At 43.0% G+C, this 14,488-nt stretch carries 10 protein-coding genes; 8 read left to right on the top strand and 2 right to left on the bottom strand.

Going from position 1 to position 14,488, the window contains the following annotated elements:
* Positions 1 to 70: 70 nt before the first annotated feature.
* On the bottom strand, positions 71 to 1,426 hold the full coding sequence (locus NSTCB13_RS23310; protein ID WP_448273956.1) for an ATP-binding protein: 1,356 nt from the start codon (positions 1,424 to 1,426) through the stop codon (positions 71 to 73).
* Positions 1,427 to 1,712: 286 nt separating this feature from the next.
* Here NSTCB13_RS23310 and leuC point away from each other — a divergent pair, with 286 nt between their 5' ends.
* The 4 genes from leuC (at position 1,713) to NSTCB13_RS23290 (ending at position 7,593) form a co-directional block, all read left to right on the top strand.
* Positions 1,713 to 3,116: a 3-isopropylmalate dehydratase large subunit gene (gene leuC / locus NSTCB13_RS23305; protein ID WP_448273955.1), complete on the top strand. Its 1,404-nt coding sequence runs from the start codon at positions 1,713 to 1,715 to the stop codon at positions 3,114 to 3,116.
* 280 nt (positions 3,117 to 3,396) lie between these two features.
* Positions 3,397 to 4,005 carry a 3-isopropylmalate dehydratase small subunit gene (leuD, locus tag NSTCB13_RS23300; RefSeq protein WP_448273954.1) on the top strand — a complete coding sequence of 203 codons (609 nt, stop codon included), beginning with the start codon at positions 3,397 to 3,399 and terminating at the stop codon, positions 4,003 to 4,005.
* 985 nt (positions 4,006 to 4,990) lie between these two features.
* Entirely contained in the window at positions 4,991 to 6,535 is a 1,545-nt protein-coding gene (locus NSTCB13_RS23295; protein ID WP_448273953.1) for a calcium-binding protein, read from the top strand.
* 548 nt (positions 6,536 to 7,083) lie between these two features.
* Positions 7,084 to 7,593, top strand: coding sequence for a DUF6174 domain-containing protein (locus tag NSTCB13_RS23290; RefSeq protein ID WP_445630579.1), 510 nt, complete (start codon positions 7,084 to 7,086; stop codon positions 7,591 to 7,593).
* A gap of 424 nt (positions 7,594 to 8,017) precedes the next feature.
* Here the strand turns inward: NSTCB13_RS23290 and NSTCB13_RS23285 are convergent, their stop codons facing one another.
* On the bottom strand, positions 8,018 to 9,208 hold the full coding sequence (locus NSTCB13_RS23285; RefSeq protein ID WP_448273952.1) for an FAD-dependent oxidoreductase: 1,191 nt from the start codon (positions 9,206 to 9,208) through the stop codon (positions 8,018 to 8,020).
* A 699-nt stretch (positions 9,209 to 9,907) separates the two neighbouring features.
* Here NSTCB13_RS23285 and NSTCB13_RS23280 point away from each other — a divergent pair.
* The 4 genes from NSTCB13_RS23280 (at position 9,908) to NSTCB13_RS23265 (ending at position 14,139) form a co-directional block, all read left to right on the top strand.
* Positions 9,908 to 10,456 (top strand): (2Fe-2S)-binding protein, encoded by a 549-nt coding sequence (locus tag NSTCB13_RS23280; RefSeq protein ID WP_448273951.1) that lies wholly within the window; start codon positions 9,908 to 9,910, stop codon positions 10,454 to 10,456.
* The gene (locus NSTCB13_RS23275) at positions 10,443 to 11,420 is read left to right on the top strand and encodes an FAD binding domain-containing protein (protein WP_445630582.1); all 978 of its coding nucleotides are present in this window, start codon (positions 10,443 to 10,445) and stop codon (positions 11,418 to 11,420) included. Before NSTCB13_RS23280 ends, NSTCB13_RS23275 begins: the two co-directional genes overlap by 14 nt.
* 119 nt (positions 11,421 to 11,539) lie before the next feature.
* Entirely contained in the window at positions 11,540 to 13,729 is a 2,190-nt protein-coding gene (locus NSTCB13_RS23270) for a xanthine dehydrogenase family protein molybdopterin-binding subunit (protein WP_448273950.1), read from the top strand.
* A 161-nt stretch (positions 13,730 to 13,890) separates the two neighbouring features.
* Positions 13,891 to 14,139 (top strand): hypothetical protein, encoded by a 249-nt coding sequence (locus NSTCB13_RS23265; protein ID WP_448273949.1) that lies wholly within the window; start codon positions 13,891 to 13,893, stop codon positions 14,137 to 14,139.
* Positions 14,140 to 14,488: the final 349 nt, after the last annotated feature.

Genomic DNA, 14,488 nt, shown 5'->3' with positions numbered 1-14,488 from the left:
TGTGTAACGCGAAGCATAACGTACCGAAAACCGGAGATGGTGCTTAGGGAAGCCGTAACACACCCTACCGTTAAGAAAGGTTCAACTCTCTGGCTTCTGCCAAAACGGGATTAACATCAAACCAAGACTCGCCACTATCGCGATATTCAAAGACAAACCGACTGCGGATCAGTTTTTGATATCCCTGGTCGTCACTCACCTTTTTCCTTTCCTTGACATGACGTAACAATTGCCACTCATCCTCAGAAATCGGCAACATGATCTCATTCCGCCGAGAACGAATAACTTGCTCTAAGGTTTCACGGGTTAGGGGAAGACTCATTTCTTCCATAATCCAAGTATTCAGCAGCCTCAGCACGTCGCGCACATGACCACCGCTCATTTGACATAAACGCTCTAAGCTAGCAGCACTATCAAAAATCTCAGTAACTTGATTTAAACGCTCCTCTGGTGCCAAATCAGGAAAAGCTCTCGCTAGTACCATCTGCTGCATGAGTGCCATTCCCTGCGGATGAACACTGCCATTCGACCATTGGATAGGAACCATTGGTAACACCTTGGGGTCTTCTGGGAAACGCTGAGTCAGCATTCCGTAATCATTGGAAAACTTCAGAGATAAGGGCATGGTGTAGATGAGATGACAATTCAGCTTCGTCAAAAACTCACCTTGATCGACAAATAAATATTCTTGCTGCGGACGACCCCAAGGTTTGGCACGATTATCTATGCGGTCAAGATTATCGACAATTACCACCAGACCATTTTTACCCTGCTGTTTGAGTTTAGCGATCGCAGGTTCCAATAATTCTTGATTAATCGCTTCCAGCAGTTTAGTTTTTTGCGGTGCTAAATACTGATTGAGTTTTTCTCGCAGTGCTGGGTCATTTTTCATCTTCGCGGTGATTTCACCAATACCCACAGACAGAGAAAACTTATCTTTATCTGCCGATAAACCGACATCACCAACCCCCGGAAGCTTAACTTTTCCCGCCGTCACCTCAGCGTTTAAGACCTTCCAAGCACCTTGCAGCAACTCATTAAACTTGTTGGGTGACTCCAGTATAATTTTATCCAAACTTTGACTTACACGCCGAGCGATCGCTAGCAGCACATCAGCAATATCGACATCAGTCATTTCCAAGTCATCACTAGACTCAAAATAAACCACATGGAAACCTAACTTTTCCAGTTCGGCCTGCAACCGTAATAGTTCCGTCGATTTTCCACAACCAATATGCCCAGTAAATAAAGTGCAGGTGGGTTCATTTGGCTTAAAAAAAGTAATCTTCTGCTTCAGCTTGCCAAGAATATCACCACCCCGGACTGAGGAAAAATCTATATAATACTTGCCATCAGAGCTATTGCTGACAAACAGAGTTCTGCTGGGATCGCTAGCCTGATAAAATTCCCGTAAATCTATGGGCATAATCTGGTAGTGCAATTATCTCGTATTGTCTTAACATATCCTTGTGAAAAAGGATAAAGTTATTTACATCTTTGCACCTCAATATTTCGGATTTACTGCGTCAAAAGTGATATCTTCTCTCTGACTCTGTGTTCTCTGCGCCTCTGCGGTTCGTTAAAAAAGAATAAAACCACAGAGGCACAAAGGGCACAGAGAAATAAGATGTAACTATATGAAGCAATCTGCAAAAATCCAGACTATTTTTTGATACTATTTAAGACCGGACTCTTTAAATACTGATTGACGTATGAGCAAAGGTACCCTGTTTGATAAAGTTTGGGACTTACACACCGTCGGTACACTTCCCTCAGGGCTGACGCAACTATTTATCGGGCTTCATTTAATTCATGAAGTCACCAGTCCCCAAGCCTTTGCTATGTTACGCGAGAGAAGTCTAAAAGTACTATTTCCAGAGCGTACCGTCGCCACAGTCGATCATATTGTGCCCACAGAAAACCAGGCGCGTCCCTTTGTGGATAGCTTGGCAGAAGAAATGATTCAGGCGCTCGAACAAAATTGTCAAGAAAATAACATAACTTTTTACAATATTGGTTCTGGTAGCCAGGGTATAGTTCATGTGATCGCTCCCGAACTCGGACTGACTCAACCCGGAATGACGATCGCTTGTGGAGATAGCCATACTTCCAGTCATGGTGCATTTGGTGCGATCGCATTTGGTATCGGTACTAGCCAAGTTCGGGATGTTCTCGCTTCCCAAACCCTCGCTCTCTCAAAACTGAAAGTCCGCAGAATCGAAGTTAACGGCACTCTCAACCCTGGTGTTTACGCCAAAGATGTAATTTTACATATTATCCGCACCCTTGGCGTGAAAGGTGGTGTGGGCTATGCCTACGAATTTGCAGGTACGACATTTGAGCAAATGAATATGGAAGAGAGGATGACTGTCTGCAATATGGCGATCGAAGGCGGTGCTAGATGCGGCTACGTCAATCCCGATCGAGTCACCTACGATTACCTCAAAGGCAGAGATTTTGCACCCAAAGATGCAGATTGGGATAAAGCAGTAGGTTGGTGGGATTCCATCAAGAGCGATGCTGATGCCCAGTACGATGATGTGGTGATATTCGACGCTGCCGAAATTCCCCCTACCGTCACCTGGGGGATTACTCCCGGTCAAGGTATCGGTGTCCACCAGTCAGTGCCTCAGCCAGAAGAACTGCTAGAAGAAGACCGATTTATTGCCGAAGAAGCTTACCGCTACATGGATTTATATCCCGGTCAACCGATCAAGGGTACTAAAATCGATGTCTGCTTTATTGGTAGTTGCACCAACGGCAGAATTAGCGATCTGCGAGAAGCGGCGAAAATTGCCAAAGGTCGCCACGTTGCAGAAGGAATTAAAGCCTTTGTTGTCCCTGGTTCGGAAAGGGTGAAAGAAGAGGCGGAAGCTGAAGGACTGGATAAAATCTTTCAAGAAGCCGGATTTGAGTGGCGCGAACCGGGATGTTCTATGTGCTTGGCGATGAACCCCGATAAGCTACAAGGAAGACAAATCAGTGCTTCTTCTTCCAACCGCAACTTTAAAGGCAGACAAGGTTCCTCCTCCGGTCGAACATTGTTAATGAGTCCGGCGATGGTCGCCACAGCTGCGATTAAAGGCGAAGTTTCTGATGTGCGCGAGTTGCTGTAATTTTGGGCATGGGGCATTGGGCATTGGGCATGGGGCATGGAGAAGAGACAAGGTAGACAAGGAAGAGGGGGAAGACTTGGGAGAGATTTATTTAATAATCCCCCTTGTCCCCTTGTCCCCCTTGTCCCCCTTGTCCCCCTTGTCCCCTTGTCCCCCTTGTCCCCCTTGTCCCCTTGTCCCCTTGTCCCCCTTGTCCCCTTGTCCCCTTGTCCCCTTGTCCCCTTGTCCCCTTGTCCCCTTGTCCCCTTGTCCCCTTGTCCCCAATCCCTTTGTCAAGTTTATGGTGAGTGAAGTTAAAACAGTTTCAGGGCGCGGTATACCTTTAGTAGGCAATGATATAGATACCGATCGCATCATTCCCGCGCGATATTTGAAAGCCGTTACCTTCGATGGATTAGGCGAAGGCGCATTTATCGATGACCGCACAGCACTCAAAGGCGAACATCCCTTTGACCAACCCCAATACAAAGGCGCAAATATTTTAATAGTCAACCGTAACTTTGGCTGTGGTTCATCACGAGAACATGCACCCCAAGCGATCGCAAAATGGGGAATCCAAGCTTTAATCGGTGAAAGCTTCGCAGAAATCTTTTTCGGTAACTGTGTGGCAATGGGCATACCTTGTCTGACAGCCGATGCTGCTGATGTTAAACAACTACAAGAGTTAGTTGCTGCCAATCCTCAAGCCGCCGTGACAGTGAATCTGGAAACCTTGCAAGTGGAAATTGGTGATTATATTGTTTCAGTTGCGATCGGTGAAGGTACAAGAAGCACATTTATTTCTGGGACTTGGGATGCTTGCGGTCAGTTAGTAGCTAACGCTGACCAAGTTCGAGCAACAGCTACAAAATTACCCTACGTCAGTTGGGGTAATTTAGCCGCGAGTTAGTATTTTCTCATTCCCTGACTGACAGGCAGGGAATGATATCATCTTCGATAAATTACTTGTGATTCCTGTGTAGATTCTAAATATTATTTGGTTAAGGCAAGAGACGCGATGAATCGCCTTCTCTACAATAATCAGTCGGTCTTTAACCAAATCGTATTGCGTGGACTTTCTCTTAGTAGGCTTACGGTGTACACACAAGTAATCTGATTACCCAAAAGTCCTAAGCCTCACCCTGTCCTATGGTACATCCCTCTGCTCAAGGAGAGGGACAGGCTTTGCCTAGCAAAACCAGGGTGAGGTTCTTTTATTATGGGCAATTTTGCGGACACGATATAAGCCGTCGAATTTACGTAAATCTAGAACCAAAATATTGAATCAGATTAAAGTATTACATTTTACTCACTGGATAAATAATTGTTTGAGAGTAAATGTAAAAAAAATGCTCAAACTTCAACAAAAATCGAGGTCGATCGCTAAATGAATTGATTTTTATTAGATACTTTAAAATCACTAATACCTACAAATATTTGAATAAAAACTTACCATGTTTTACATATCAACACCCACTTATTAATGCTAGCCACCGAATTAAGCAGTTGTCAGCAAAGTCACAATATGAATACGGATTAGTATTTAATCTTGTCATTTGTTCAACGTTACTTACATTTGTTTGAACTTTAGCGAAAATCGTTCAATCAGTTGAAAGCTAGTTTGCAAAAGGCATTCACGAGTTAATCTTTCTTTTTGAAATGACGTGAAAAGTCAGGATACAGTCAGGTATGTCTCTAAAATTCATAGTGAAGAAGTTTTACAAAAACTAATTTCTGCATAAAAGAAGAAAATATCTCTGATTAATACTTAGCAGCTAAAAACTATAAGTTTTCTAGTTCATAGAGAGAAACTAGTACTTCTATACTTTTCCTATAAATGAAGTATTAGTAACTCATTGTTCACTTAAATAAATTAAGAATTAGGAGTATTAATCATGGCAGTAACTTGGATTCCAGACCCAGGCCCGACTAATGGTGCAGATGTAGGTATTAGTAATGGCGCTTCTGATAACTTCAATGGTTTGGATGGAAATGACAGCCTTTTCGGAAATGCTGGTAATGACCTGTTACGAGGTGGGAATGGTATCGACTTTCTATCCGGTGGGAACGGGAATGATACCCTAATCGGAGATCGTGGTAACGACACCTTCATCGGTGGAAACGGCAACGATCGCCTGATCTGGAACAATGGTGACGGTAGCGATAGAATGAGCGGTAATACTGGCTTTGACGTGGTTGAGGTCAACGGCGCAGGTGTGGGAGACAACTTCCGCCTAGAACAAGATGCTCAAGGCAGAGCAATCTTCGATCGCCTGAACCTGGTTCCCTTCACTCTGACTGTAGACAGTGCAGAGAGGTTTGAAATTAATGGTGGGGGTGGTGATGACACCCTCGATGTCAACAACCTGTCAGGAACTTCTGTAAATGCAGTCTGGTTCACAGGCGGGGCTGGAAATGACTTGCTTGATGGTAGTGGTACAGCGACACCGTTAAGAGCCTTGGGTGGTGAGGATAATGACAGCCTGACAGGTGGTACTGGCAATGATAACCTCTATGGTGATACAGGTAATGACCTGTTACGAGGTGGGGATGGTATCGACTTTCTATCTGGTGGGGACGGCAACGATACTATACTCGGAAATCGTGGCAACGACACCTTTACTGGCGGAAACGGCAACGACAGGCTCATCTGGAACAATGGTGACGGTAGCGATAGAATCAGTGGCAATGCTGGCTTTGACGTGGTTGAGGTCAACGGCGCAGGTGTAGGAGACAACTTCCGCCTAGAACAAGATGCTCAAGGCAGAGCAATCTTCGATCGCCTGAACCTGGTTCCCTTCACTCTGACTGTAGACAGTGCAGAGAGGTTTGAAATCAATGGTGGTGGAGGTGATGACATCCTCGATGTCAACAACCTGTCAGGAACTTCTGTAAATGCAGTCTGGTTCACAGGCGGGGCTGGCAATGACTTCCTTGATGGTAGTGGCACAACGACACCGTTGAGAGCTTTCGGTGGTGAGGGGAATGACGTTCTTTATGGTGGTGCTGGCAATGACTTACTCTATGGAGATGCTGGTAATGATATTTTACGAGGTGGTAAAGGTAATGACATTCTGACTGGTGGTGCTGGTAGCGATCGCTTTGTATTCAACTCAGGTGCTGGGTACAATGGTGCCGATCTCGGTGTAGATAAAATTACTGACTTCAGCTACTTTAGCGATAAAATTGTCCTTGATAAGACAACTTTTACCGGACTCAATAATCTGTCCCAAATTAAGATAGTAGCTAATGATGCAGCAGCTGCAACTAGCTCTGGACTCATTACTTACAGTCTTGGAACTGGCAACTTGTTCTTCAACCAAAACTTGACATCACCAGGCTATGGGACAGGTAGTTTGTTTGCCAACATTGATAACGATAACAATCAATTCACAGCCCCACCATTATTATCAGCGACAAACTTTGAGATTGTTGCGTAAACATCTCTCAAAATCCATAGAAGCTAAGGTATGTCTGCAAGCTGACAGCGAAATTCTAATTAGCAACATTGATGATTGCTAATTAAAAATAATTGAATCCTCCTCATACTTCAAGGATGAGGAGGATTATACAGCAGTTTTCTTTGCATGAAGTACGAGGCTGCAAAGGCGTAGTCAGCCGTAGACATTAGACCTCTTGCAAAAATATGTTTTTGCACTTTTAGGGAAAAGGTTTTGGTTAAAGGGAAAGGATTTTGAGTTTCTTTACCCTTTTCCCCTTGCCCTTTATCCTGACAAATGCCAACCAAGAAGTCTATTGCTTTGGAAAATGAGGCAATTTTGGGCGATCTAAAATATTCCAAAAAAGTTCCTAATTTATGTATTGAAAGTTAGATTATAAATGGATATTCTTCAAAATACAGCTTTATTTATCTACATAAAAAGTTAATTCTAAGATAAAGTTTATTCAAATATCATCTTTGTAAATAAGTTAAAATTTGCTGTAACATAATAATAGGAAGATTTTGTAACCTAATAAATCGATTAATATGCGTTTACCTACCATCATCAGTGCAACCCTATTGCTTTCTTTAAGTATGAACCTACCAGCTATATCCGAAACTAGCGTAGAGAAAGCACAATATCAAACGCAAGCGAATAATAGCTTGAATTCAAGACGATTGAAATTTAATAAGCGTTTGTGGGAGCGGGCAAATATTTATAACTATAGTATTACGGTTAGCAACAGTTGCTTCTGCATACCAGATGCTAGAGGGCCAGTAGTTATTCGAGTACGTAATGGTCAACCAATTTCAGTCACTTCTGTAGCAACTGGTAAACCAGTTAATCCAGAATTCTTTCAAAAATACGATACAATTCCCGAACTCTTTAATGTGATTCAAGATGCTATCAACCGTAAGGCATTCAACCTGGATGTAGAATACAATGCTAAACTTGGCTATCCCACTAAAATTAATATCGATTACAATAGTCAAATAGCTGATGAAGAAATCTTTTTGACAATTGAGAATTTTCAAGAACTGAAAACTACACGCTAAACTGATTACTTGCGCTTAATGTCGACCGGAAATAGGGGTAAATTAGCAACTCCAAAGCGAGATTTAATACTTCAATTTACCCCAAAAAGCTGATAGCGATCCAATACACTTGAGTTAAAGGTCATTTGTGTAGATAATTGGTTTTTCAAGACGCGAGAAATCGCGTCTCTACATCTGGATTTTGTTGCTCATTCTGAACTGTATTGGATAGCTATTAGCTTTTCACAAAAATTAACACTTTGATTAAGTTATATTGATTTTGTGCGACTAATTCCCAATTATTCAACGAATTTATTGTGTTTGAGGGCTTGACTAAAAACAGTTACTTCTGCTAGTCTCAAATTACTCGATAAGATTAGGGTTTGCTGTAGGTTTATACACTAGTTGCGAACGAAGTAACTTTTTACTAATACCAGACTAGAATTTAACTTTTTACAGATGGCTTAAATTCGTACACCCATTTGTGAAAATCATCATTCATACTCATTTGCCGCTCTTGCGTCTGCCCAGTAGATGCCACGGTGTTAATGTCGTAGTACCGCATTTCACCCAAGGCACTACGAGCTTGAATGAGTTTTGTCCGCTCGATGCGACACTGTTCGTAGCTAGTCAGAGCTTCTTGCAGATTAGCTGAATCAGAAAAACACTCTCGTAGTTGGTATGCATCTTCAAAAGTGGTATTGGCTCCTTGTCCCATTGCAGGTGCCATTGGGTGAGCAGCATCGCCTAAGAGAGTGACTCTGCCTTGACTCCATTGAGTTAACGGTGGGCGATCGCAAATCGGCCCTTCCCAAATTTCCTCGGCGGGTGTCGCTTCTACCACTTCCCGGAAGGATTTATCCCAGTCGGCTAATTCATGGAGAATACGAGATTTCACTTCATCAGCGCTGTGCGAAAGGGAATACTCAGGCGAGAACTTGCGACTAATCCAACTGGTATAGCCGCCACCCACATTCAAAAGGTACATAAACTGTTGATTGCCTTTGGCAAAAACTAGGTCATAGTCATTAAATAGCTCGTGGCGATACTCAATGACAGCACGCCAACACATACTACCGATATAATTAGGCTTACCCTCGCCAAATAAAGTTTCTCTGATGACAGAGTTAACGCCATCAGCCCCAATCAGCAAATCTGCATCTACCGATTTTTTGCCATCAAAATGAATTTTCACACCGTTTGCATCTTGGTCAAAGCCGATGCAGCGATGATTGAGATGAATGATATCAGACGGCAATCTCGACGCTAAGACTTGCTGTAGACGATACCACCAAACAGTCAATAATGGTTGTCCGTATTGCTCTAAATATTTAGTGGCGCTAGTCCGAATTGTCTCAGACTGAATACTCTTTAAAACCGTGTGGTGAACTTCGCATCCCGAACTTTTGAGAGTTTCGACAATTCCCGGCGCGATCGCATCTAGAGAATTCAAGCCATTGGGAGCTAGTCCGAGTCCAGTTCCCGCCGGACGAAATTCTTGGGCTTTTTCGTATACTTGCACCTCTATCCCTTGGCTTCTCAGTGCGATCGCCGCAGCTAAACCGCCTGGGCCAGCACCGACAATAGCAACTTTCTCTACTATGGGTTTAGAGAATTTCTGAGTGTTTGTGTTCATATTATTAAGTCAGAATTCTGAATATTCCCGTGAATATATACACTTATTCCATGCCTGAAGGCAACTCTATCTTTCAGCTAGATCCACAGTTATTACTTTGACTCCTAAATAGTTTTTTAGTCAATCTTCCTTAAGAATCAACCTGAATTCGTATTCTAATGGATTGCGATCGATTTTGCGGTTGCTGGTAGTAACAAAAACTGCACGCTTCAGCATTTTTTCCTAATTAGACAAACGCAAATAAATACCATTACGCCGATTTGAGCGATAAATTCATTAAATTTGACGTAATAATTCAGCACCCAGGTAGTCGCCGAGCGTTGGTCATTGAATTTCGACTACGCTCAATTACCGCGTAGCCGAAATGAGCCGAAGTTAGTCAGAAGTCAGAATTTATCAGGAGTTTAGTATAACTAGAGGAATCCGGTTTTATTTCTGAAAAAAATCCGTACACTTATAATCCTCTTCTTCCCTATTGCCTATTGCCTATTGCCTGTTCCCTGTTCCCTGCCTCTACGAGTAATTTCAAAAATCAAATACTAGTCCTATAGGAGATTCATTTACCAAATCTGACTTTATGCCTTTTGCCATCCGTTATTGCCGTTACCTTGGATTCTAAATGTCAGGAAGTAACGCTAGAACCACCGCAGACTTTTATCGCTAGTATAGTAAATGATGTAATTATTATCTACATGAGATATGAAAGAAAATTCTTTAGCTTCAAGAACTTCAGACTCACTTACCCAGGAAGTGAAAATATTCGCTTCAGAAGAAGTAGAATTATCATTGAATGTTAATAATACATCTTACTCCTTGAAAATAGAACCTCGTGTTACATTACTAGATGCACTTCGAGAAAAGCTGGGTTTGATGGGCACTAAAAAAGCTTGCGATCGCGGTGAATGTGGTGCATGTACTGTATTAGTTAATCATCGGCGAATTAACTCTTGTATGACTTTGGCAATCATGCATATCGGTACTGAAATTACCACAATTGAAGGATTAGCACAAGATGGTCAACTCCATCCTATGCAAACAGCCTTTATTACCCATGATGCTTTTCAATGTGGCTACTGTACATCAGGTCAAATTATCTCAGCCGTAGGGATGATATTAGAAGAATTACCAAAATCTGAAGCAGAAATTCGAGAAAATATGAGTGGAAACCTTTGCCGTTGTGGAGCATATCCAAATATTATTGCGGCTATTCGGGATGTGCTAGAGGAAAAGCAAGATGCAGCCATTTAGTTATGCTAAAGTTACCTCAGAAGAAGTGGCGATCGCCACAGTTGAGCAAGACAAAACTGCTGCATTTATTGCTGGTGGCACAGATTTACTGGGGTTAATGAAGGATGGAGTCCAAACAGCGAATATATTAATTGATATTAATAGTTTGCCCTTAGCAGATATTGAATCTCAACCTCAGGGAATCCGCATTGGTGCGATTTCTCGAATGAGCGATGTGGCTTTTCATCCCCAAATTCAGGAATGTTATCCGGTAATTAGCCAAGCTTTATTACAAAGCGCTTCACCGCAACTGCGAAATATGGCAACAGTAGGCGGTAATTTACTGCAACGAGTCCGCTGCGCTTACTTTCGCGATCCGGTTTTTCCTTGTAATAAACGCACTCCCGGTATAGGTTGTTCGGCAATTACAGGTTACAATCGAATGCATTCCATTTTCGGAGCTAGCGAACATTGCATAGCCGTTCATCCTTCCGATTTAGCTGTAGCTTTGACGGCATTAGATGCAGTGATTTGCATCCAAGGAATAGAAACATCACGGCGAATTTCAATTCATGATTTTTATCTCTTACCAGGCGACACACCAGCAAAAGAAACTCTATTACAGCCTGGAGAATTAATTGTGGCGATTGAAGTTCCAGATTTTGCCTATAAATCCCATTATTTAAAAGTAAGAGATCGAGCTTCCTACGAATTTGCTCTCGTTTCCGTAGCTGTTGCTTTAGATATAGAACAAGACACGATCAAATCAGCACGTATCGCTTTTGGAGGAGTAGCACCCAAACCTTGGCGTGCAAGGGAAGCTGAGGAATTTCTCAAAGAAAAAGCAATTAACGAAGATATCTTTACAGCCGCAGCAGTAGCAGCCGTCAAAGCAGCAAAACCGCAAACGCACAATCAATTTAAAATTGAGTTAGTCAAACGCGCTTTGGTACGCGCACTTTCAGTTGTAGCAGAAGGGGAGTAGGGGACTAGGGGGACAAGGGGACAAGGGGACAAGGGGGACAAGGAGACAAGGGAGACAAGGGGGACTAGGGGGACTAGGGAGACAAGGGAGACAAGGAAGAGGAGTAATAATTAATTGATATGAATAAAATTATTGGGAAACCACTCGATCGCGTTGATGGTAAGCTGAAAGTAACGGGAGAAGCGCCTTACACAGCCGATGTGCCAATCGAGAATTTAACTTATGGAGTGATTTTTCAAAGCGCGATCGCCAGCGGTAAAATTATCCAAATAGACACATCCGCAGCCGCAGTCTCTCCTGGTGTACTAGATGTCGTTACTTACCAACAAACCCCATCTCTGGTAAAAATACCTTTCTTTGGGCCTCCACAACCTCAGTCAACTGAAAAAGACCATAATATCTACTACGATGGCCAACATCTGGGGGTTGTAATTGCCCAAACTTTAGAAGAAGCCGAAACTGCTGCCTCTATGATAAAAATTATCTACGAAGAAGCCATTCCGACAGTCACAATGGCACATACAGAGATATTTGAACCCGAATCAATATTTTTTGGCATGATGCCAGCTAAAACCACCAGAGGCGATATTGAATCGGGGAAAGCCCAAGCTGATGTCTTAGTAGAGCAAGTTTATACCACGCCAGTAGAACATCATAATCCCCTAGAACCTTCTGCAACGATCGCAATTTGGTCAGGGGATAACTTGACGCTGTATGAAACTACTCAAGGCGTTTCTGCAACCCAAGGCCGAATCGCATCTATTCTGAATATTCCCGAAGAAAATGTCCGCGTCATCTCCAAATATTTAGGCGGCGGATTTGGTTGTAAAGCGCTGCTGCGATCGCATACGATTTTAGCAGCGATCGCCGCTCGGCAAGTAAAACGCCCTGTAAAAATTGTGCTAACGCGATCGCAAATGTACACTGCTTGCGGCCACCGTTCTGAAACTCAGCAGCAGCTAACATTAGGTGCAACTAAAGAAGGTAAACTAACTGTAATCGAGCAAATTGGGACATCTTTAACTTCCACATTTGATGACTTTGCCGAACCAGTGGGTGCAGCAACAACCATGATGTACGCCTGTGCCAATTTAAAAATTAAATACCGTTTGGGACGGATCGACGCCGGCACACCAACCTTTATGCGGGGGCCAGGAGAAGCGCCGGGAATGTTTGCCTTAGAATCGGCAATGGATGAATTGGCACATACCTTAAATATTGACCCAATTGAACTAAGACTGAGAAATCATGCAGATATCGACCCGCACAAAGGATTACCTTGGTCAAGTAAATCCCTGAAAGAATGTTACCAGAAAGGAGCAGAAATTTTTGGATGGGCACAACGCCATCCAGTTCCTCGTTCCATGCGAGACAATCATTTCCTGATTGGTTGGGGAATGGCAAGTGCGACATTTCCCACCAATGCTAGAACTGCATCAGTCAAGGTAGAAATTTTTGCCACTGGAGAAGTGAAAGTACAAAGTGGTACTCAAGACATCGGTACTGGTACTTACACAGTGATGACGCAGGTAGCTGCTGAAGTCTTGGGATTACCAGTGCAGTTTGAATTAGGTGATACTAATCTTCCCAAAGCCCCGATTACAGGGAACTCAGTTACCGTTGCGAGTGTTTCGCCGGCGGTGCATCAAACTGCGATCGCCGCACGGGATAAGATAATTAAAATGGCGATCGCAGATGCAAATTCTTTGCTTTACGGTTCGCAACCAGAAGATATTGCCGTTGAGTCAGGGCAAATATTTTTAAAACAAGATCCATCGAAGCGAGACAGCTACACCGATATTCTGTGCCGTCATGGATTAGAAAGTTTAGAAGTTACAGAGGAATCGTCACTCAACCCAGAGAGCCAACAATATGCCAAACATTCTTTTGGGGCGATATTTGTGGAAGTTGCAGTTGATGAATTGTTAGGAGAAATCAAAGTTAGACGTTGCGTAGGCGTTTATGATGCAGGGCGAATTCTCAACTTCAAGACAGCACGCAGTCAAGTTATCGGCGGAATTACCTGGGGAATCGGTATGGCGCTGATGGAGAAAACTGTAATAGATGCTAATCAGGGCAGAATAGTTGGTGCTAACCTTTCCGATTACCTGATTCCGGTTCATGCAGATATCCCCAATATGGAAGTGCAATTTATTGAAGAACGCGATCCTTATGTGAATGCACTAGGAACCAAAAGCTTGGGGGAACTGCCGATTGTGGGGGTAGCGGCTGCCGTATCTAATGCAGTTTATCATGCCACAGGTAAGCGGATTCGCGATCTGCCAATTACACCAGATAAGTTGTTGTGAATGAATCGGTTGGTAATTACAGCAGAAATCATCTATTTGAACCACATCTGTTGTAGGGGTGCAAGCCCTTGCGCCCCTACCGCGCGGGTCTATTTAGCTGAAAATAGCTGTAATATCATGTCCGCCTAATTAGTTATGTTGCAATATTTCGTATTAATATCGTGATGTTTGTCAGGAATATTGCAATGTTTGCCAGGAATATTGCAATGTTTGCCAGAAATATTGCAATGTTTGCCAGGAATATTGCAATGTTTGCCAGGAATATTGCAATGTTTGTCATGAATATTGCAATGTTTGCCAGGAATATTCCAATGTTTCTTATTGATATTAACGTGAGTTCGATGAACCTCTCCCCAACCCCTCTCCGAGGCGGCTACCGTGTATACACAACTCCTAAAAACCTAGCTTGATAAGACTTTCCTCGTTCCCAGTCTTCGACTGGGAATGCATTTCATTGAGTCTCTGACTCAATGCTAAATTGGAGGCAGAGCCTCAACGAAGAGCATTCCCATGCAGAGCATGAGAACGAGACAAAACCCTAATTTTTTCGTTGTCAACTAAGAATATTTCTGCCCCTCTCCGCCTCGGAGCTACGGTGTATACACAAATCTGAAATAGCTGATAAATCACGGTTTTACCCCACCCTAACCCTCCTTTCAAGGGCAGGCTTTTAGGCTTTCGATAAATAGTTGAGAATGTTCTCAATTATTGAACGTAGTTTTAAGTTCTCAGACAATGGTTTTGGTTTTAAAATTCCAA

It is taken from the genome of Nostoc sp. DSM 114160, from assembly GCF_053470305.1.
Note: the sequence above shows the minus strand (reverse complement) of the source record. Positions and strands in the feature narration are given on the sequence as shown.

Coding starts and splice junctions, on each gene's coding strand:
- NSTCB13_RS23310 (WP_448273956.1), bottom strand. CDS start 1,426: ATGCCCATAGATTTACGGGAATTTTATCAGGCTAGCGATCCCAGCAGA.
- NSTCB13_RS23290 (WP_445630579.1), top strand. CDS start 7,084: ATGCGTTTACCTACCATCATCAGTGCAACCCTATTGCTTTCTTTAAGT.
- NSTCB13_RS23280 (WP_448273951.1), top strand. CDS start 9,908: ATGAAAGAAAATTCTTTAGCTTCAAGAACTTCAGACTCACTTACCCAG.
- NSTCB13_RS23295 (WP_448273953.1), top strand. CDS start 4,991: ATGGCAGTAACTTGGATTCCAGACCCAGGCCCGACTAATGGTGCAGAT.
- NSTCB13_RS23285 (WP_448273952.1), bottom strand. CDS start 9,208: ATGAACACAAACACTCAGAAATTCTCTAAACCCATAGTAGAGAAAGTT.
- leuD (WP_448273954.1), top strand. CDS start 3,397: ATGGTGAGTGAAGTTAAAACAGTTTCAGGGCGCGGTATACCTTTAGTA.
- leuC (WP_448273955.1), top strand. CDS start 1,713: ATGAGCAAAGGTACCCTGTTTGATAAAGTTTGGGACTTACACACCGTC.
- NSTCB13_RS23275 (WP_445630582.1), top strand. CDS start 10,443: ATGCAGCCATTTAGTTATGCTAAAGTTACCTCAGAAGAAGTGGCGATC.
- NSTCB13_RS23270 (WP_448273950.1), top strand. CDS start 11,540: ATGAATAAAATTATTGGGAAACCACTCGATCGCGTTGATGGTAAGCTG.